Origin of the sequence: Pseudomonas sp. GM41(2012), from assembly GCF_000282315.2 — a bacterium.
GTDB lineage: Bacteria > Pseudomonadota > Gammaproteobacteria > Pseudomonadales > Pseudomonadaceae > Aquipseudomonas.
In genome coordinates this window covers 237,044-255,742 of record NZ_AKJN02000011.1, presented here as the reverse complement: position 1 = coordinate 255,742, position 18,699 = coordinate 237,044, and the positions used below count along the sequence as shown (strand labels likewise).

Here is an 18,699-nt window from a genome sequence, read left to right as displayed (position 1 = left end):
TGAAAGTCAGATCAAGCCTTTCTTCTGCTTGTAGTCGCGAACGGCCGCTTTGATAGCGTCTTCAGCAAGTACGGAGCAGTGAATTTTTACTGGCGGCAGAGCCAGTTCTTCAGCCAGCTGAGTGTTTTTGATGGTCTCTGCTTCATCCAGAGTCTTGCCTTTCATCCACTCGGTCGCCAGGGAGCTGGAGGCGATAGCCGAACCGCAACCGTAGGTCTTGAACTTGGCGTCTTCGATGATGCCTTGCTCGTTGACCTTGATCTGCAGACGCATCACGTCGCCGCACGCCGGAGCGCCGACCATGCCGGTGCCGACATCAGGGTCTTCCGCGTCCATCTTGCCGACGTTGCGCGGGTTCTCGTAGTGGTCGATGACCTTTTCGCTGTAAGCCATGATTCTTAATCCTCACTCATCAGAGAGTCGCTCTTGAAGCCCTGCGCCCGAAGGTTCACAGGGCCGGTTTGCGGCGACTTGAAATCAGTGTGCCGCCCACTCGATTTTCGAAATGTCGACACCGTCTTTGTACATGTCCCACAGCGGCGACAGAGTGCGCAGCTTGGTAACGGCCTCGCAGACTTTCTGCGCGGCGTAGTCGATTTCTTCTTCGGTGGTGAAACGGCCGAAGGTGAAGCGAATCGAGCTGTGTGCCAGTTCGTCGTTGCGGCCCAGGGCGCGCAGTACGTACGAAGGCTCAAGGGAAGCCGAGGTGCAGGCCGAACCGGACGAAACCGCCAGATCCTTGAGCGCCATGATCAGCGACTCGCCTTCAACGTAGTTGAAGCTCAGGTTCAGGTTGTGCGGAACACGAGCGGTCATGCTGCCGTTGATATACAGCTCTTCCAGGCCTTCGACCTGTTTGAAGAAGCGGTCGCTCAGGGCCTTGATGCGGATGTTCTCGGCAACCATGTCTTCCTTGGCTACGCGGAAGGCTTCGCCCATGCCGACGATCTGGTGGGTCGCCAGGGTGCCGGAACGCATGCCACGTTCGTGACCGCCGCCGTGCATGGTCGCTTCGATGCGAACACGCGGCTTGCGGCTCACGTACAGTGCGCCGATGCCTTTAGGGCCGTAGGTTTTGTGGGCAGAGAACGACATCATGTCGACTTTCAGCTTCGACAGGTCGATTTCGACCTTGCCGGTGGACTGAGCAGCGTCGACGTGGAACAGGATGCCCTTGGAGCGGGTCAGTTCGCCGATGGCTGCGATGTCGTTGATGGTGCCGATTTCGTTGTTCACGTGCATGACCGAAACCAGGATGGTGTCGTCGCGCAGGGCAGCTTCGATCATCTCTGGGGTGACCAGACCATCAGTGCGAGGCTCGATATAGGTGACTTCGAAGCCTTCACGCTCCAGTTGGCGCATGGTGTCGAGGACAGCCTTGTGCTCAATCTTGGTGGTGATCAGGTGCTTGCCTTTAGTGGCATAGAAATGCGCCGCACCCTTGATTGCCAGGTTGTCGGACTCGGTGGCACCGGAGGTCCAGACGATTTCACGCGGGTCGGCGTTGACCAGGTCAGCGACCTGACGACGAGCGTTTTCAACGGACTCTTCAGCTTTCCAGCCGAACACGTGGGAACGGGACGCCGGGTTACCGAAGTTTCCGTCAACCAGCAGGCATTCACTCATTTTTTGCGCTACACGCGGATCAACCGGGGTGGTCGCAGAGTAATCAAGGTAAATCGGCAATTTCATGGACTATCTCCTAAATCAGGCTGGCTGGCGTGCCGCTAGCTCTTTGGCTGTCATTCGACGGCGGACGCTTCAATCTTATCCAGGCGTGGCGCCTTGCTGTTGCAACGGCGCTGATCCTGACGCTGGGCTACTTCTTGTACCTCACGGCGAGTGACAAGGTCAGCCAAGCTGATACCGCTGAGAAATTCGTGAATCTGCAGGCTCAGATCGCACCACAAGTGGTGGGTCAGACAGGTGTCACCTTGATGGCAATCACCCTGGCCCTGGCATTTGGTTGCATCGACCGATTCGTTCACCGCATCGATCACCTGGGCGACCTGGATGCCCTGCATGTCGCGCGACAGCTGATAGCCGCCGCCCGGACCACGGACGCTGGACACCAGATTGCTGCGGCGCAATTTGGCGAAGAGCTGTTCGAGGTAGGACAGGGAGATGCCTTGGCGCTCGGAGATATCGGCCAGGGACACCGGCCCGTGCTGCGCGTGCAACGCCAGGTCAAGCATGGCGGTTACGGCGTATCGGCCTTTTGTAGTCAGTCGCATGGACAATTACCACGGAGTTCGGAATGGGGCGAGTATGCAATTCCCGAGTATTTAAGTCAACTATAAGACCTAGTACTTTAGTCAGGATTACCCGCAAAAGAGCGGCCGCATCATAGCAAAGGCTGGCGGCGTACAGCCAGCAATTGCGCGTTATCGTTCATCGCGAGCAGGCTCGCTCCCACAAGGAACCCATACACACCAAAAGTCCAATGTGGGAGCGAGCCTGCTCGCGATGAAGCTGACTCGGTTTAGCTGGCCTGGCTCTGATCCTTGTCCTTCACACAGGCGAAGTCTTCTTCGCGCAGTTCAGGCAGATCTTTCGCACAGTAATTGCTACCCAGATCCTTCAGCGCCCCGCACATACCTTCCAGCCGACCATCGACCGCTTGCAAATGATCGAGCAACTGATTGATCGCTCGCGCCACCGGATCGGGCATGTCTTCGCCAACACCGTAGGCATCGAAGCCGATCTTCTCGGCCATCGCCTTGCGCTTGGCGTCTGTCTCTTCGTCGGACTTGACGATGATCCGCCCCGGAATCCCCACCACGGTCGCCCCGGGCGGAACCGCCTTGGTGACCACAGCATTGGAGCCGACCTTGGCCCCCGCTCCGACCGTAAACGGCCCCAGCACCTTGGCCCCCGCCCCGACCACAACACCATCCTCAAGCGTCGGGTGACGTTTGCCCTTGTTCCAGCTGGTGCCACCCAGAGTCACGCCCTGATAAAGGGTGACGTCATTGCCGATCTCAGCGGTTTCACCGATGACGATACCCATGCCATGGTCAATAAAGAAGCGACGACCGACCTTGGCGCCCGGATGGATCTCGATCCCGGTCAACCAGCGACCGAAGTTCGACACCAGTCGCGCCAGCCACTTCCAGCCCATGCCCCACAGGGCCGACGACAAGCGGTGGATCCAGATGGCGTGCATGCCCGGGTAGCACGTCAGAACTTCAAAGGCGTTGCGCGCTGCCGGATCACGATGGAAAACACTCTGGATATCTTCACGCAAACGCTCGAACATTTTTAATCCTTCCGCTTAAGAAGCTCACCACGGGCCGCTTTCTGGGTTTCCGTGAGGATGCCACGCAATATATTCATTTCCGCCCGGCTGACCGAGCTGCGTCCGTACAACCGGCGCAGGCGCGCCATCAAGTGCCGTGGCTTTTCCGGATCGAGGAATTCTATGGCCACCAGGGTTTGCTCCAGGTGCTCATAGAATCGCTCCAACTCATCCATGGTCGCCAGCTCAGCGCTTTTGACCGAGGCCACTTCTTCCTTCTCGACCTTGCTCGGCTGGCCTTGGGCCGCCAACCAGGACATGCGCACTTCATAACTCAACACCTGCACCGCTGCCCCAAGGTTCAGCGAGCTGAACTCAGGGTCTGAGGGGATGTGCACGTGATAATGACATCGCTGCAGCTCTTCATTGGTCAGGCCAGAATCTTCACGACCAAAGACCAAGGCGATCTCGGCACCCTGCCCTGCCTCCTCGACCACTTTCACGCCGCATTCGCGGGGATCGAGCAATGGCCAGGGAATGCGACGGTCACGGGCGCTGGTGCCAAGCACCAGATTGCAGCCGACCAAGGCATCTTCCAAGGTGGCGACGACTTGCGCGTTTTCAAGGATGTCACCGGCACCGGAAGCACGAGCATCGGCTTCGTGATGCGGGAACAGCCGCGGTTCGACCAGCACCAGCCGCGACAGGCCCATGTTCTTCATGGCACGCGCAGCACCGCCGATATTCCCGGGGTGGCTGGTATTGACCAGGACGACACGAATGTTTTGCAGCAAGGGAGGCGCTCTCGAACACTTTAATGGGGAGCAGAATCTTACAGCTCAACCTACCGTTAAGCTATGAAAGCGAACACCGACCTTCTCCTGTAGAAACTTTCTGATAGAATGCCCGGCTTTCTTTAACAACCTTAGGTGACACATCCATGCAGCCCATGCTGAATATCGCGCTGCGCGCCGCCCGCAGCGCCAGTGAATTGATCTTCCGCTCCATCGAGCGCCTGGATACCATCAAGGTCGACGAAAAAGACGCCAAGGATTACGTATCCGAGGTGGATCGCGCCGCTGAGCAAAAAATCATCGACGCGCTGCGCAAGGCCTACCCTACCCACGGCATTCTCGGTGAAGAAACCGGCATGCACCCGGGCAGCGGCGAAGGCGAAGAATACCTGTGGATCATCGATCCGCTGGACGGCACCACCAACTTCCTGCGCGGCATTCCTCACTTCGCTGTCAGCATCGCCTGCAAATACCGCGGTCGCCTGGAACACGCTGTTGTTCTGGACCCGGTTCGCCAGGAAGAATTCACCGCCAGCCGTGGTCGCGGCGCCCAACTGAACGGTCGTCGTCTGCGCGTCAGCGGCCGTACCAGCCTGGACGGCGCCCTGCTGGGTACCGGCTTCCCGTTCCGCGATGACCAAATGGACAACCTCGACAACTACCTGGGCATGTTCCGCGCCCTGGTTGGCCAGACTGCCGGCATCCGCCGCGCTGGCTCGGCGAGCCTGGACCTGGCTTACGTAGCGGCCGGCCGTTTCGACGCCTTCTGGGAGTCGGGCCTGTCCGAGTGGGATATGGCTGCAGGCGCCCTGCTGATCCAGGAAGCCGGCGGTTTGGTGAGCGACTTCACCGGCGGTCACGATTTCCTTGAGAAAGGCCACGTTGTTGCCGGTAACACCAAATGCTTCAAAGCAGTACTGACGGCCATCCAGCCGCACCTGCCGGCCTCGCTGAAGCGCTAAGCGAGCAGCCACAAAAAAGCACCCTTCGGGGTGCTTTTTTTATGCTCAATTCCCGAACCTACCCCTGTAGGAGCAAAGCTTGCTCGCGATTGCATCACCGCAACCTGGCTGAAAAACCGCGCCGCCTGCATCGCGGGCAAGCCTTGCTCCTACAGGGGTGCGTGCGCGCAAATCCCGGGCACAAAAAAAGCACCCCGCAGGGTGCTTCTTTTTTGACTCTCAAACCTGAATATTTAGCGGTTCTCTTCGTTCTGCCCCAGGACCAGCTTGCCTTCCTTGTCGACCGGAATCTGATTACCCGGATCGCGATCCATCCGCACTTTGCCTTCCTTGCCATCCAGTGAATAACGCACGTCGTAACCTACAACCTTGTCACTGATGTCATTCACCGTATTGCAGCGAGTTTGGGTCGTGGTGTAAGTGTCACGCTCCTGCATGCCTTCTTGCACCTTGTTACCCGCATAACCGCCGCCGACCGCACCGGCCACAGTGGCGATCTTCTTGCCAGTACCGCCGCCGATTTGATTACCCAACAGACCACCAGCCAGCGCACCGACCACGGTACCGGCGATCTGATGTTGATCTTTCACCGGCGCTTGCCGGGTTACTGCAACGTCCTTGCATACTTCACGTGGCGTCTTGATTTGTGTCTTGACCGGTTCAACGGCCAGGACTTGCGCATACTCAGGGCTGCTTTTTTTAACAAGGCTGTAGGTGGCAACAGCACCCCCGGCCGTCACACCAACAGCACCCAATACTGCACCAACCAGCATCGACTTGTTCACATGAACCTCCTGACCATCACATGCGGGACATGCCCGCGCTTCTCCTAGCCTTGGAGCATTAAAAAAGGCGCGAGTTCAACACTCGCGCCTTTTCGGCCAACAGCTGGAAAACGATAGCCGTTATGGGCGGTCGTCGACTTCCTTATCGGTAGCCACCGTAGGAATCAGATCCTCGGTGCTCAGGTTCAGCCAGATCAGCACGACGTTGGCGATGTAGATCGACGAGTAGGTACCCGCCAACACACCGACAAACAGCGCGATGGAGAAGCCGAACAGGTTGTCGCCACCAAAGAACAACAGGGCCGCGATCGCCAGCAAGGTGGAGATCGACGTCGCCATGGTCCGCAGCAGGGTTTGCGTGGTCGAGATGTTGATGTTGTCGATCAGGGTGGCCTTGCGCAGTACGCGGAAGTTCTCACGCACCCGGTCGAATACCACGATGGTGTCGTTGAGCGAGTAACCGATAATCGCCAGTACCGCCGCCAGCACCGTCAGGTCGAAGGTGATCTGGAAGAACGACAGGATACCGACGGTCACGATCACGTCGTGGATCAGCGAAACGATGGCACCGACCGCGAACTTCCACTGAAAGCGGAAAGCCAGGTAGATCAGGATGCCGCCCAATGCCATTAGCATGCCGAGGCCGCCCTGGTCGCGCAGCTCTTCACCGACCTGAGGGCCGACGAATTCGACACGCTTGACCGTCGCCGGGTTGTCGCCGCCGACTTTCAGCAGCGCTTCTGCCACTTGATGACCCAGCTGCGGGTCTTCACCTGGCATACGCACCAGCAAATCGGTAGTCGCACCGAAGCTCTGAACGATCGCCTCGTGATAACCCGATGTAACCAGCTGCTCACGCACCTTGGTGACGTCGGCCGGACGCTCGTAGGTCAGCTCAATGAGCGTACCGCCGGTGAAGTCCAGGCCCCAGTTCATGCCCTTGTGGAAGACGCTGAAAATGGCCAGCGCCGTAAGGAACAATGTGACGCCGAACGCAAAGTTGCGAACGCCCATGAAGTTGATTGTACGTAACATGGCAGCCCCTTAAATCCACAACTTCTTGAAGTCACGACCGCCGAAGATCAGGTTGACCATCGCGCGGGTCACCATGATGGCCGTGAACATCGAGGTAAAGATCCCGAGGGACATGGTCACTGCGAAGCCTTTGACCGGGCCGGTGCCCATGGCAAAGAGAATCCCGCCGACCAACAAGGTTGTCAGGTTGGCGTCGAGAATCGCGGTGAATGCCCGGCCGAAGCCTTCGTTGATTGCCCGTTGTACGGTCATGCCCGCCGCGATCTCTTCACGTATCCGCGAGAAGATCAGAACGTTGGCGTCGACGGCCATACCCATGGTCAACACGATACCGGCGATACCCGGCAGGGTCAGTGTTGCACCCAGCAGCGACATCAGGGCCAGCAGCAGCACCATGTTCACCGCCAGCGCGACGGTGGCGATGATGCCGAAGAAGCGGTAGATGGCGATGATAAACAGCGAGACAAACAGCATGCCCCACAGCGATGCATCGATACCTTTGATGATGTTGTCGGCACCCAGGCTTGGGCCAATGGTGCGCTCTTCAGCGAAGTACATCGGTGCAGCCAGACCACCGGCACGCAGCAGCAGCGCCAGTTCGGACGACTCGCCCTGCCCGTTCAGGCCGGTGATGCGGAACTGAGCACCCAGCGGCGACTGAATGGTCGCCAGGCTGATGATCTTCTTCTCTTCCTTGAACGTCTGGACCGGCACGTCTTTCTCGACGCCATTAACCACTTGCTTGACGTAAGTGGTAACCGGACGCTGCTCGATAAAGATCACTGCCATGCTGCGACCAACGTTGCTGCGAGTCGCACGACTCATCAGCTCGCCACCGTGGCCATCCAGACGGATGTTCACTTCTGGCGTGCCGTGCTCGCCGAAGCCAGCCTTGGCGTCAGTCACCTGGTCGCCAGTGATGATCAAGCCACGCTCGATCAGTGCCGGCGGACGCTTGCCTTCACGGAACTCAAACGATTCGGAAGTGGCTTTCGAAGCGCCTGGCTCAGCCGCCAGACGGAACTCAAGGTTGGCCGTCTTGCCGAGGATACGCTTGGCTTCGGCGGTGTCCTGCACGCCCGGCAGCTCAACCACGATGCGGTTGGCGCCCTGACGCTGAACGATTGGCTCGGCAACACCCAGTTCGTTGACGCGGTTACGTACCGTGGTCAAGTTCTGCTTGATGGAGTATTCACGGATTTCCGCCAGCTTGGCCGGGGTCATCGCCAGACGCAGTACCGGTTGGCCATTGAGGTCGGCCGGAACAATGTCGAAATCGTTGAAGCTCTTGCGGATCAGCGCACGGGCTTGTTCGCGGGCTGCTTCATCAGTGAAGCCCAGCTGAATGGCACCGTTGAGTTGCGGCAGGCTGCGATAGCGCAGTTTCTCTTTACGCAACAGGCTCTTCACATCGCCTTCGTACACTTTCAAGCGAGCGTCGAGGGCTTTGTCCATGTCCACTTCCAGCAGGAAGTGCACACCACCGGACAAGTCCAGACCCAGCTTCATCGGGTGCGCGGCCAGGCTGCGCAGCCATTGCGGGGTGGTTTGTGCCAGGTTCAGTGCAACGACGTAGTCATCACCCAATGCCTTGCGCACGACGTCCTTGGCAGGCAGCTGATCTTCAGCCTTGGTCAGACGAATCAGACCGCCCTTGCCGTTTGCTGCCAGGGTGGCAGCCTTGACGTTGATCCCGGATTCCTTGAGCGCTGCGCTCACGCGATCCAGATCAGCCTGATTGACCTGCAGCGCAGTGCTTGCACCGCTGACCTGAATGGCCGGGTCATCAGGATATAGATTGGGAGCGGAATAAATCAGACCGACCGCCAGCACCGCCAGGATCAGAATGTATTTCCACAGAGGGTATTTGTTCAGCATCACGCCGCCCGCTTATGACGCGGGGCGCCTTGCGCGCCCCGTCGATTGAGTAGAAGTTGAAACTTAGATCGCTTTTAGCGTGCCTTTTGGCAACGTGGCGGCGATGGCGCCTTTCTGGAACTTCATTTCGATGGTGTCGGAAACTTCCAGAACAACGAAGTCATCTGCCACTTTAGTGATCTTGCCGGCGATACCACCGGTGGTCACAACTTCGTCGCCTTTCTGCAGGCTGCTCAGCAGGTTTTTCTGCTCTTTGGCGCGCTTGGCCTGTGGACGCCAGATCATCAGGTAGAAGATGACCAGGAAACCGACCAGGAAAATCCACTCAAAGCCGCCGCCCATTGGGCCTGCAGCAGGTGCAGCAGCGTCAGCCATGGCATTAGAGATAAAAAAGCTCATTTAGCACTCCAGTTGCAAATGTTGAATCTTGGGGTCAGAAAACTCAGTCCAAAGGCGGAACAGGTAACCCGCGTTTGGCGTAGAAGGCATCGACAAAGGCGGCCAATGTACCCTGTTGAATAGCCTCGCGCAAACCAGCCATAAGCACCTGGTAATGGCGCAAATTGTGGATGGTATTCAACATGCTACCCAGCATTTCGCCGCACTTGTCCAGATGGTGCAGATAAGCACGGGAGAAGTTCTGGCAGGTGTAGCAATCGCAGGTCGGATCCAGCGGCGAATCATCATGGCGATGGAACGCGTTACGGATCTTCAGCACGCCTGTATCAATGAACAGATGCCCATTGCGGGCATTACGGGTTGGCATCACGCAATCGAACATGTCCACACCGCGGCGCACACCCTCAACCAGATCTTCCGGTTTGCCAACGCCCATAAGGTAACGAGGTTTGTCAGCCGGCATCTGACCCGGCAGGTAATCCAGGACCTTGATCATCTCGTGTTTCGGCTCGCCCACCGACAGACCGCCAATGGCCAGACCATCGAAGCCGATATTGTCGAGACCTTCCAGGGAGCGCATGCGCAAATCCTGGTGCATGCCGCCCTGAACGATGCCGAAGAGTGCCGCCGTGTTGTCGCCATGGGCCTCTTTCGAACGCTTGGCCCAACGCAACGACAGCTCCATCGATACCCGTGCGACGTCTTCGTCAGCCGGGTACGGGGTGCATTCGTCAAAGATCATCACGATGTCCGAGCCCAGATCGCGCTGGACCTGCATCGACTCTTCCGGGCCCATGAACACTTTGGCGCCGTCGACAGGAGAAGCGAAGGTCACGCCCTCCTCCTTGATCTTGCGCATGGCGCCGAGGCTGAACACCTGGAAACCGCCGGAGTCAGTCAGAATCGGGCCTTTCCACTGCATGAAATCGTGCAGGTCGCCGTGCTTCTTGATCACTTCGGTGCCAGGGCGCAGCCACAAGTGGAAGGTGTTACCCAGAATGATTTCCGCGCCCGTGGCGGTGATATCCCGCGGCAACATGCCCTTGACGGTGCCGTAGGTGCCCACCGGCATGAAGGCCGGGGTTTCTACGGTACCGCGTGGGAAGGTCAAACGACCGAGACGAGCCTTGCCGTCGGTAGCAAGCAACTCAAACGACATACGACTTTGGCGACTCATTCTGTTTCCTCAGGGCCACGTGGTGCAGGGTTACGGGTGATAAACATCGCATCACCGTAGCTGAAAAAGCGGTATTCATGCTCCACGGCGGCTTTATAAGCGGCCATGGCTTCGGGATAACCGGCGAACGCCGAAACCAGCATCAACAGCGTGGATTCGGGCAAATGGAAATTGGTGACCAGGGCATCGACCACATGAAACGGCCGGCCCGGATAAATAAAGATGTCGGTGTCGCCACTGAACGGCTTGAGCACGCCATCGCGCGCGGCACTTTCCAGGGAACGCACGCTGGTGGTCCCCACCGCCACCACACGACCACCGCGAGCGCGACAGGCTTCGACTGCATCGACCACGTCCTGACCGACTTCCAGCCATTCACTGTGCATGTGGTGATCTTCGATCTTCTCGACGCGCACCGGCTGGAACGTGCCCGCACCGACGTGCAAGGTCACGAACGCCGTCTCGACGCCCTTGGCGGCAATCGCCTCCATCAGCGGCTGATCGAAATGCAGCCCCGCCGTCGGCGCCGCCACCGCGCCCAAACGCTCGGCGTAGACCGTCTGATAACGCTCGCGGTCCGAGCCTTCATCCGGGCGGTCTATATAAGGAGGCAACGGCATGTGCCCGACGCGGTCGAGCAGCGGCAACACCTCTTCGGCGAACCCCAACTCGAACAACGCGTCATGGCGCGCCAGCATCTCGGCTTCGCCACCGCCATCAATCAGGATCTTCGACCCCGGCTTCGGCGACTTGCTGGAACGCACATGCGCCAGCACGCGATGACTGTCGAGCACCCGCTCCACCAGGATTTCCAGCTTGCCGCCGGAAGCCTTCTGGCCAAACAGCCGCGCCGGAATCACCCGGGTATTGTTGAACACCATCAAATCGCCCGGGCGCAAATGCTCAAGCAAATCAGTGAATTGACGGTGTGCCAGGGCGCCGCTGACCCCATCAAGGGTCAACAGGCGACTGTTGCGACGCTCAGCCAAAGGATGGCGGGCGATCAGCGAATCAGGGAGCTCGAAGGTAAAGTCAGCAACGCGCATGATGGGGTTCGTCTAGCAGGGCCGGGAAGTCTAGCGGAAATATCAAAAATTCTCCATGTACCTGATTGACCGACGGTTATCTCATCTCTATACTTCGCCGCCATTGAGCCCTGATGGCGGAATTGGTAGACGCGGCGGATTCAAAATCCGTTTTCGCAAGAAGTGGGAGTTCGAGTCTCCCTCGGGGCACCAAAATTAAGAAAGGTCTTGCTTTGCAAGGCCTTTTTTTTCGTCTGCCAAAAAGTGCCTGACACAACGCCGACCTGTAGGAGCCGGCTTGCTGGCGATGCTTTTGATTTCTCGCATCCTCGACCGGTACGACCCATCTCAAGGATTCACCCCATGGAACTGCTGCTGGAAACCGTCGCCCTGTTCTGCCTTAAGCTTGCTTATGAGACGGAGGATTCGAGTCCGATTCTTCGGGATGATTTGCTGATGAGTGATTATGAGCGGGAGGTTTTTGGGTTGTTGGTAAGGAGGGGGGATGTTGGGGCGATTCAGTCGAAGGTGCGTGAATGCCTGAATTTGGCTATGGAATCTCTAGGCGGCGCTGATAAACCGCTAGGGCGTGAGATGCATAGGTTGTCAGCTGAATTCAGCGATGCAAGGACAATGGAGCAGCTTGATGCCCCACTTAACTCGCTCAAGGAATACTTGAAAGATATTCAATAAATGAAGGGGTCTGACTAAAAAGCGTACGCCCTATGGGCGTACCGACGCTGGCCGCCACGTATGGACAGATAGCAATTCTGTTCTCTTTCTCCCAGAAAGAAATCAGCCAAGCGCAGACGGATCTCCAAAAGCTGCAGAATAAGTGTGCAAAGCAAGACATGGCCTCTAGCAAATCTGGAACACATGGAATACCTCTTTCTACACACCAGCGTATTAGCACTCCCCTCACCCCTTTTCACAGCGTAAACCTTCAGTGAGAACGGACGGTGCAGATTAACTCCGAATTTTCGAAGGTCTTCTCTGACTCATCGCAGCCTAGGCACCCACCCCAGCGGATTTTACGGTGCATCCCAAAGGGGGACCCTACACGGGGTTCAGACCCGCTGATTCCTCTAGCTGAAATTTCGTGCAGAGATTTCCGTCTTTACAATTTGAAAGGGTGTGGTAACTACAAGTGATTCGCCCGCAAGTCTTGAAGTGCCTAATATGCCCCTGTAGATTGAACCTATCCTGGCTTAGGCGTACTTCCAGACGTGCTAGCTGTTAAATTGGCTTTCCCAGCCGCTTATAACCGTTTTTTTCGAGAGACCCACAATGGCAACGAAGCCTCCTTCCATCAAGCGACCAGATGACGAGTTAGACGGGGAAGATAGTATCGATCATATTGAAGTAGAGGATTCTAGTCGTGGAGATTCCACTGCGAAGCCGTGGGATCCTACTAAAATTCGAATCACTACTAAGCACTTCTCTCTACGAGATGTCGTCGACCAGATAAATGATGAAGAAATATATCTCTCGCCTGACTTTCAGCGCGACTATATCTGGAAAGAAAGACAACGTACGCGGCTTATTGAATCAGTTCTCTTAGGTATTCCCCTACCCGCATTCTACTTCAACCAAGCTTTAGATGGCACATATCAGGTTGTAGATGGCGTTCAACGACTTTCAACTGTAGCCATGTTCATGAAAGATGAGCACACGCTTTCAGCGCAAGATCTCGAATACTTAATAAACCTTGACGGAATGATCTACTCAACACTAACCCCAGCAGAGTTACGCCGCTTTAGAAGTACGCAAATAGTAGTCCACGTAATAGAACCTCAAACCCCTGACGAAGTAAAATATGACATTTTCAGCAGGGTCAATACTTTAGGAAGCCCACTCTCAGCGCAAGAAATTCGACACGCCATGAGCAAATCAAGGTCAAGGTCGCTACTGAAGAAACTTTCTGAGATGGAAGAGTTTGACGAGGCCACTGAATGGCAGTATTGGAAATGGGTATCCGAAAACCTTGTCCGTGACAGTGGTCGAATGACAAATAGAGAGCTCGCGCTAAGGTTTTGCGCTTTCCGAAACTACTCAGATGAACACTATAGAACTCATCCAAGTTTAGATGCATTTCTTGTCGCATTTACAAAAAGAGTCGACTCGGAAGCAGATGATCTATCTCCTATTACTGATGTTCAGCTAAGGAAATTAGTCTCCGATTTCAAACGAGCAATGAAGAACGCAACTGAGATTCTCGGCGCAGCGGCATTTAGGCGCTGGCCACCAGGCCAGAAGCGCAGAGGCCCGCTAAACCGTGCAGTTTTCGAGTCCCAAGCAATTGCACTGGCCGATTACAAGCTCACCGAGCTTAAGCCTTTTAAGGACAAAATTGCTCTCGAATTTAGAAAAGCATTCGATGATCCTGATTATTCACGCGCCGTCACCGTAGGCACGGGCGACCCAAGAAAAGTCATCTTGCGGCTTGAATATACTAAAGCGATTCTCGAAGGGATTTTGCCATGATTACGGACTTGAGAATCCGATCTTTCAAGCGATTCAACGATCAAACATTTTCCTTACGACCATTAACTGTTCTGACAGGGCTTAATGGTTCTGGCAAAACATCTGTAATTCACTCTCTACTGTTAGCTGCTGAAGCATCCACAGTAAACCTAGGTGACGCAATCCGATTGAGCGGACCATTTGGAATGGAACTAGGAGCAGCCGAAGAGGTTCGGAACTGGAGCTCTAATGAACTTATAGAATTTCATATAACATCCGATAAAAACGAAACAGAAATCTGGAAACTAGGTGTTCCAGCCAGCAACTCCTTGTACCTAACAATCGAAGAAACACCCAACACTTCGCTTACTGCCTTCAGCAAAAAACCGCGATCATTTTCATATTTATGTGCAGAGCGCTTAGGCCCTAGAAACGTATCTTCCGCCTCGCCACTACCGAGCAACAAACTTGAAATTGGAGTGAGGGGGGAGTATTGCGCTCAAATTTTTGGAACTCTTGGAAGTCGACCAATTGAGTTTTCTGATCGAATTCACCCCTTGAGTTCAGGCGAGCCAACTTCACTATTAAAATACGAGGTGGAACGTTGGCTTGCAGAAGTTGCCAGACCTGTCGAACTGGACACAATTCAATACCCTGGGACTGCATATAATGCCATGCAATTCCGCTTTGCTGGTCAAGACTGGGTAAGAGCACCTAATATGGGCTTCGGCATATCTTATTCCCTTCCCATTATATTAGCTGGTTTGATTATTGAACGAGGCGGCTTGTTTATCGTAGAAAACCCAGAAGCTCACTTGCATCCGGCCGGACAGTCACGAATGGGAGTTTTTCTTGCTTGGCTTGCCAATTGCGGAGTTCAAGTAATTGTCGAGACTCACTCCGATCACGTTCTCAACGGAATACGACGTGCAATCGGAGAACACCGATATCTTCCTCACGATAATGCGGTGGTACATTTTTTCGATGCATTAGAAGATGACTCTCCTCAAGTGCAAAAACTCGAATTTACGGCGATTGGGGGAATTTCTCATTGGCCAAAAGGATTCTTCGATCAGTATCAGATAGACATTGCCTCGCTCGGGCGAGTGCGGAGGCGAGGATAACCAATGGCAATGGTGGTCGATGGATCGGAATGGATATTTGATGGATGGAGTTCGCAGCAAATATCCTCTGCAATGGAGAAGCTACTCAATCGTGTTCATATTGCCCTAGAGCGTAATGAATCGGTCTGGGTTGGGGAAGATCTCCAGATTCAGAATGTTTTTGGAGAGTTTGATCTTTGGGGACTCAAATCGACCGAATCGCCTGTAACCCTTGAGCCCGAAATATGGGAGGAGCTCGCTGCGTGGCTAGGCCGTGGGTGTTGCTACTTGGACGAAGACTGGCCAATCGACATGCATGAACCAGTTACTGAAATTGATGGGGCAACTGTCACGGAGAATTCAGACGTCGCGTGGGCTCACCACAATGTTCGAGCTGGACGAGCTGTTGCATGCCTAAGTTTTAATCGTAAAGGGGCCTATTCAACTACCTCCCGAGTGGGTACTGCAAACGTTCATTGGGTAACTGATGAAACAAGCACCTTAGAGTTTTGGCGCTCTGCGATTGATGTCGAAGGCGACAGTTATGAATCATTGCGTCGATTGGCACCACATGCGTTTCCTTCCCTATATATTCATCCTGATGTTTGGGCCGGTCTGCATCGGCTGTCTGGCGGGTACCTCGAGCACCGGAGTGAAGTTAAGAGGCATTTTGCAGTTTTCGATGACTACGGCACTTGGGCATTTGTGTGTCCGCCTCCAGCCTTAGCCCCAAATGAGGCCATGGCACTGGACCAGTCAAAAGCTCCACCCAATCAAACAATTGAACGTCGCTTCGTTGGTTTTAATGTAGACATAGCACCGGAAAATCCGAACGTCTACCGTAACGCAAACTGTCGCCGAGCTCGCGAGATAACCATCGGAACCAGGGAGCTATATTGCGAATGGCATGCAAAAATACAGGCACATCAAAATAGAATTCACGTTCACCCTCCAGTTGAGGAGTCCAACGGGAAGTTTATTATTGCCATAATCCACGAACACTTAGAGCTTCCCTAAATAGTCGAAGCTGGAAACGGGGACGGATTTATTTTTGCAATTTCAACGCTTAAATTTCAGTAAGCTGGAGCTCCTAAGGCTAACGAGATCGAGGGTTTCCGATCCCACCGACTCAGGATACTCCAGAGTCCCCAGCTACGTTCGACTAGGCAATCAATGCTACTCGTGTGGCGACCTGCAGGATTGTTGATGGTTTTGCTCCTAGCGCTAGCCCCAAGAAATGATGTATCCAGTCTGCCTCACCAACCAGCGAACGATGAGGGCACCTATGACTAAACGTGAACGGATTCGCAAGGAGCTTGAAGAGCTGTGCGCAGAAGGTTACGCGCTTGCAGGTAAATTCAGTAAAGAGGAGGCGAAAGATTTTCGTGGTGGCTATCAAACGTGGTATTCGAAAGCAGTAAAGGCTGCCGGAGCGCTTGCTCCCGACCGATATATAGAGTTTAAGAGCTACTATGAAATTGATCCGAAAAGAAAAAGCCTCGGATATGGCACATACGTAATACAAGATTTTATGAAGGGTGTTTCCCCTGCATCTTGGGACGCGAGCGATACCAAAAGCCAGGTGCTCACTTGTTTCATCAATCAGCTTACGATTCTCAGCTCCTTAGAAGCACGCATTGACTCTGTAATTTCCAACATCGAAAGCGAACTTTATGCTGAGTTGCAAGATGGCGAGCTAGTAATCGCCGCGCAGCTCGCAAAGATCAGCCCACGAGCGGCAGGTGCGCTGATGGGAGTAATGATTGAAGGACACCTTCAGAAAGTCGCGAATGCTCACGCTATCAAAATTGCCAAGAAACACCCCACAATCGCAGACTTGAACGAACCACTGAAAGCTGCCGGAGTGATTGACATTGCCGTATGGCGGAAGATTTCGTTCTTGGCCGATTTAAGAAATCTGTGCTCGCATAAGAAAGACGTCGAACCCACGAAGGAACAAGCCGAGGAGTTGATACAGGGCGCCGAATGGCTGACAAAGAATATTTTTTGAATCGCGCTGCTATGCCCGGAGAGCTCCCACAGGCCCGAATGTTCGATTCAATCTAGGGGAGCGACTTGATTTTTTGTAAGATGCTCAGCTACAGCAGATCTTGACATGTATCCCTAACCCATACAATTCGACTGCAAGCCCGCACTATAAGGGTGTTTCTTCCCTCGGCATTAGCACTTAAAAAAGGTCCTGCTAAGCTGGACCTTTTTTGTTCTAGCGAGGAGGTTAGCTACTCACTCCGCTTCCCGGTTAAACCGAGATCAAAAGACCTCCTTCCACGAAACCGCTGCAGGAGCTCCAAGCGACTCAGAAATTTCAGCCAAGAGGTTTTTCTGCCAATTAGGCCAGTCATTTTCAGACGCAAAAAAGCTGGCACTGGATTCTGTAGAAGGTTGCAGCATGGTAGTCCGCACGATACCCTCCCACCGTCGCTGCCAATTCAGCGACCGGGCTTGGTAACCCGAGGTAAATCACTGCGCAACAGTGCCATGCGTTCGCAGGCGCTTTTTTTTCGCCTGCAATCTGCGCTATGGCGGCTGTGCGTGGGACGTCTTCGGACGTGCCGGTTTCCTTGATTTCCCGGTTTACCAACCTGCGCACAGCTGCCACCCATTCGCTTGGTAACGAATTGTGGCAGCTCTTAAAAATTAAGGAGCTTCACAATGCGCTGTATGGATACCTACAAAATTTGGCTTTTCCCTCAACGCGATTCCCGGTTGCGTAACGCCCCTCCGTCCACCCTCGCCCACTGCCTCTCCATCATCGGAGGTGGCCAATGACCGAACAATCAGAACTCAAAACCATCGGCCTTACACCCGCGATCTACTGCGGGGATCAACCTTTATTCCACGTCTCCTGCAACGTCCCCCTCGGCGATGCGTTGGCCATGGCTTCTGATTTCCTATTCCTCGCCAAGAAGCTCACCGAAGATGCTGCCTACGCCACAGATACCGACCGCCACGCCTGGGCCGCGCATTATTTGACGGCGATGAGCAAGGCGGTGGTTGATGATGCGGTGAAGGTGCTGAATCGGGATCGGGATAATGAGCTGGCGTCTAAGCGGGCGGGGGCGAAGTCTGAGGGGTAGTGGCTGAAAATGGCGGGATGGTTCTGATGTCGGTCGGCGAGGTCTGAAGTCTGGGGGAACGGACTGCTTAGGGTGATGCCAGGGCTTTCAGCATTGATGTTGGCTGGTCTGGCGCTTTCGCGAGCAAGCTTTGCTCCTACAGGGTTTGCGGTGAATTGACTGGCATTGTTAGCCCCGAGTTCTTTCGGGGCTTTCAACCTGCTGGTGATGCCCCGCACGTGACCGCGATGATGCGTTTGTTGGTAAACACCACGCCGTCGCGCATGGATTTGCAGGAGTCGATGAGTTGCTCCCCTTCCAGTAGCAACCAAGCATAACTTCACGCCGTCGGCTTACCCGACTCTTCCTGCCCCGCCGCCCGCACTGCAACCTCAATCGCCCGAACGCTGATCGCCGCAAATATCGCCGTCATCAACACTCCGTTGAACCCCAGCAAAATCGCCAAAATCCGCGAGACGCCAAGTTTCGGCACGAGCTCTCCATAGCCGATGGTCAAACCGGTCACGAAGCCGAAATAGATGCCGTCAAGAAGATCCCAGCCCTCCAGGTAGCTGATGATGAGGCCGAACAGCACGATCAGAAAAAACAGTACGGAAAAGATCGGCCAGACAACGCGCAGGTAGAACCCGATTGCTTTGAAGAATTCTCGACGGACGTGCGATGCATGAGTGGGCTTCATGTCATGGGCTTCCTGAGGTTTGCCTGAGCTGATGGCGTATTAACACCCCATCAGCTTGGCACA

At 55.0% G+C, this 18,699-nt stretch carries 19 protein-coding genes, 1 tRNA gene and 1 pseudogene; 8 read left to right on the top strand and 13 right to left on the bottom strand.

Annotated features, from left to right (window positions below; all coding sequences use genetic code 11):
• Positions 1-6: 6 nt before the first annotated feature.
• The 5 genes from iscU to trmJ all read right to left on the bottom strand — a co-directional run bounded on the left by iscU (position 7) and on the right by trmJ (position 4,032).
• The gene (gene iscU / locus PMI27_RS01720; protein ID WP_003443374.1) at positions 7-393 is read right to left on the bottom strand and encodes a Fe-S cluster assembly scaffold IscU; all 387 of its coding nucleotides are present in this window, start codon (positions 391-393) and stop codon (positions 7-9) included.
• Positions 394-477: 84 nt separating this feature from the next.
• Positions 478-1,692, bottom strand: coding sequence for an IscS subfamily cysteine desulfurase (locus tag PMI27_RS01725; RefSeq protein ID WP_008147734.1), 1,215 nt, complete (start codon positions 1,690-1,692; stop codon positions 478-480).
• 50 nt (positions 1,693-1,742) lie between these two features.
• A complete protein-coding gene (iscR, locus tag PMI27_RS01730) occupies positions 1,743-2,234 on the bottom strand; it encodes a Fe-S cluster assembly transcriptional regulator IscR (protein ID WP_007903581.1) in 492 nt (163 codons plus the stop codon).
• Between the two features lie 248 nt (positions 2,235-2,482).
• Positions 2,483-3,259 carry a serine O-acetyltransferase gene (gene cysE / locus PMI27_RS01735; RefSeq protein ID WP_008147732.1) on the bottom strand — a complete coding sequence of 259 codons (777 nt, stop codon included), beginning with the start codon at positions 3,257-3,259 and terminating at the stop codon, positions 2,483-2,485.
• 2 nt (positions 3,260-3,261) lie between these two features.
• On the bottom strand, positions 3,262-4,032 hold the full coding sequence (gene trmJ / locus PMI27_RS01740; RefSeq protein WP_008147731.1) for a tRNA (cytosine(32)/uridine(32)-2'-O)-methyltransferase TrmJ: 771 nt from the start codon (positions 4,030-4,032) through the stop codon (positions 3,262-3,264).
• A gap of 146 nt (positions 4,033-4,178) precedes the next feature.
• Here trmJ and suhB point away from each other — a divergent pair, with 146 nt between their 5' ends.
• A complete protein-coding gene (gene suhB / locus PMI27_RS01745) occupies positions 4,179-4,994 on the top strand; it encodes a type III secretion system regulator SuhB (protein WP_008147729.1) in 816 nt (271 codons plus the stop codon).
• A gap of 233 nt (positions 4,995-5,227) precedes the next feature.
• Here suhB and PMI27_RS01750 read toward each other — a convergent pair whose 3' ends face one another.
• From PMI27_RS01750 to queA, 6 genes are all read right to left on the bottom strand, one after another.
• Positions 5,228-5,779 (bottom strand): glycine zipper 2TM domain-containing protein, encoded by a 552-nt coding sequence (locus tag PMI27_RS01750; RefSeq protein ID WP_008147727.1) that lies wholly within the window; start codon positions 5,777-5,779, stop codon positions 5,228-5,230.
• A gap of 120 nt (positions 5,780-5,899) precedes the next feature.
• Entirely contained in the window at positions 5,900-6,814 is a 915-nt protein-coding gene (gene secF / locus PMI27_RS01755) for a protein translocase subunit SecF (RefSeq protein WP_008147726.1), read from the bottom strand.
• A 9-nt stretch (positions 6,815-6,823) separates the two neighbouring features.
• Complete coding sequence (gene secD / locus PMI27_RS01760) at positions 6,824-8,692, bottom strand: protein translocase subunit SecD (RefSeq protein WP_008147716.1); 1,869 nt, start codon at positions 8,690-8,692, stop codon at positions 6,824-6,826.
• Between the two features lie 63 nt (positions 8,693-8,755).
• Positions 8,756-9,091, bottom strand: a complete 336-nt coding sequence (gene yajC / locus PMI27_RS01765; protein WP_008147715.1) for a preprotein translocase subunit YajC — start codon at positions 9,089-9,091, stop codon at positions 8,756-8,758.
• Between the two features lie 43 nt (positions 9,092-9,134).
• The gene (gene tgt / locus PMI27_RS01770) at positions 9,135-10,250 is read right to left on the bottom strand and encodes a tRNA guanosine(34) transglycosylase Tgt (protein ID WP_177327889.1); all 1,116 of its coding nucleotides are present in this window, start codon (positions 10,248-10,250) and stop codon (positions 9,135-9,137) included.
• 14 nt (positions 10,251-10,264) lie between these two features.
• The gene (gene queA, locus PMI27_RS01775; RefSeq protein ID WP_008147713.1) at positions 10,265-11,314 is read right to left on the bottom strand and encodes a tRNA preQ1(34) S-adenosylmethionine ribosyltransferase-isomerase QueA; all 1,050 of its coding nucleotides are present in this window, start codon (positions 11,312-11,314) and stop codon (positions 10,265-10,267) included.
• A gap of 107 nt (positions 11,315-11,421) precedes the next feature.
• Here queA and PMI27_RS0229930 point away from each other — a divergent pair.
• The 7 genes from PMI27_RS0229930 to PMI27_RS01795 all read left to right on the top strand — a co-directional run bounded on the left by PMI27_RS0229930 (position 11,422) and on the right by PMI27_RS01795 (position 17,957).
• A tRNA-Leu gene (locus PMI27_RS0229930) sits at positions 11,422-11,506 on the top strand.
• 150 nt (positions 11,507-11,656) lie between these two features.
• Positions 11,657-11,986, top strand: a complete 330-nt coding sequence (locus PMI27_RS01780) for a hypothetical protein (RefSeq protein ID WP_008147712.1) — start codon at positions 11,657-11,659, stop codon at positions 11,984-11,986.
• Positions 11,987-12,580: 594 nt separating this feature from the next.
• Positions 12,581-13,777, top strand: coding sequence for a DUF262 domain-containing protein (locus tag PMI27_RS01785; RefSeq protein ID WP_008147710.1), 1,197 nt, complete (start codon positions 12,581-12,583; stop codon positions 13,775-13,777).
• Positions 13,774-14,880 carry an AAA family ATPase gene (locus tag PMI27_RS30860; RefSeq protein ID WP_008147708.1) on the top strand — a complete coding sequence of 369 codons (1,107 nt, stop codon included), beginning with the start codon at positions 13,774-13,776 and terminating at the stop codon, positions 14,878-14,880. Before PMI27_RS01785 ends, PMI27_RS30860 begins: the two co-directional genes overlap by 4 nt.
• A 3-nt stretch (positions 14,881-14,883) precedes the next feature.
• Positions 14,884-15,876 carry a hypothetical protein gene (locus PMI27_RS31680; protein WP_008147706.1) on the top strand — a complete coding sequence of 331 codons (993 nt, stop codon included), beginning with the start codon at positions 14,884-14,886 and terminating at the stop codon, positions 15,874-15,876.
• Between the two features lie 268 nt (positions 15,877-16,144).
• Positions 16,145-16,870, top strand: coding sequence for a hypothetical protein (locus PMI27_RS01790; protein ID WP_008147698.1), 726 nt, complete (start codon positions 16,145-16,147; stop codon positions 16,868-16,870).
• A gap of 775 nt (positions 16,871-17,645) precedes the next feature.
• Positions 17,646-17,957 carry a DUF3077 domain-containing protein gene (locus tag PMI27_RS01795; RefSeq protein ID WP_008147696.1) on the top strand — a complete coding sequence of 104 codons (312 nt, stop codon included), beginning with the start codon at positions 17,646-17,648 and terminating at the stop codon, positions 17,955-17,957.
• A 196-nt stretch (positions 17,958-18,153) separates the two neighbouring features.
• On the opposite strand, the pseudogene PMI27_RS30855 reads toward PMI27_RS01795, so the two are convergent.
• A pseudogene (locus tag PMI27_RS30855) lies at positions 18,154-18,264 on the bottom strand (PH domain-containing protein); the annotation flags it as partial.
• Between the two features lie 12 nt (positions 18,265-18,276).
• On the bottom strand, positions 18,277-18,636 hold the full coding sequence (locus PMI27_RS01800) for a potassium channel family protein (RefSeq protein ID WP_008147695.1): 360 nt from the start codon (positions 18,634-18,636) through the stop codon (positions 18,277-18,279).
• Positions 18,637-18,699: the final 63 nt, after the last annotated feature.

Excerpts from the sequence above, each read along its gene's own strand:
- yajC (WP_008147715.1), bottom strand. The coding sequence starts at position 9,091 with ATGAGCTTTTTTATCTCTAATGCCATGGCTGACGCTGCTGCACCTGCT.
- queA (WP_008147713.1), bottom strand. The coding sequence starts at position 11,314 with ATGCGCGTTGCTGACTTTACCTTCGAGCTCCCTGATTCGCTGATCGCC.
- PMI27_RS01800 (WP_008147695.1), bottom strand. The coding sequence starts at position 18,636 with ATGAAGCCCACTCATGCATCGCACGTCCGTCGAGAATTCTTCAAAGCA.
- iscU (WP_003443374.1), bottom strand. The coding sequence starts at position 393 with ATGGCTTACAGCGAAAAGGTCATCGACCACTACGAGAACCCGCGCAAC.
- PMI27_RS01780 (WP_008147712.1), top strand. The coding sequence starts at position 11,657 with ATGGAACTGCTGCTGGAAACCGTCGCCCTGTTCTGCCTTAAGCTTGCT.
- PMI27_RS30860 (WP_008147708.1), top strand. The coding sequence starts at position 13,774 with ATGATTACGGACTTGAGAATCCGATCTTTCAAGCGATTCAACGATCAA.
- secF (WP_008147726.1), bottom strand. The coding sequence starts at position 6,814 with ATGTTACGTACAATCAACTTCATGGGCGTTCGCAACTTTGCGTTCGGC.
- PMI27_RS31680 (WP_008147706.1), top strand. The coding sequence starts at position 14,884 with ATGGCAATGGTGGTCGATGGATCGGAATGGATATTTGATGGATGGAGT.
- PMI27_RS01725 (WP_008147734.1), bottom strand. The coding sequence starts at position 1,692 with ATGAAATTGCCGATTTACCTTGATTACTCTGCGACCACCCCGGTTGAT.
- iscR (WP_007903581.1), bottom strand. The coding sequence starts at position 2,234 with ATGCGACTGACTACAAAAGGCCGATACGCCGTAACCGCCATGCTTGAC.
- suhB (WP_008147729.1), top strand. The coding sequence starts at position 4,179 with ATGCAGCCCATGCTGAATATCGCGCTGCGCGCCGCCCGCAGCGCCAGT.
- cysE (WP_008147732.1), bottom strand. The coding sequence starts at position 3,259 with ATGTTCGAGCGTTTGCGTGAAGATATCCAGAGTGTTTTCCATCGTGAT.
- PMI27_RS01790 (WP_008147698.1), top strand. The coding sequence starts at position 16,145 with ATGACTAAACGTGAACGGATTCGCAAGGAGCTTGAAGAGCTGTGCGCA.
- PMI27_RS01795 (WP_008147696.1), top strand. The coding sequence starts at position 17,646 with ATGACCGAACAATCAGAACTCAAAACCATCGGCCTTACACCCGCGATC.
- secD (WP_008147716.1), bottom strand. The coding sequence starts at position 8,692 with ATGCTGAACAAATACCCTCTGTGGAAATACATTCTGATCCTGGCGGTG.
- tgt (WP_177327889.1), bottom strand. The coding sequence starts at position 10,250 with ATGTCGTTTGAGTTGCTTGCTACCGACGGCAAGGCTCGTCTCGGTCGT.
- PMI27_RS01785 (WP_008147710.1), top strand. The coding sequence starts at position 12,581 with ATGGCAACGAAGCCTCCTTCCATCAAGCGACCAGATGACGAGTTAGAC.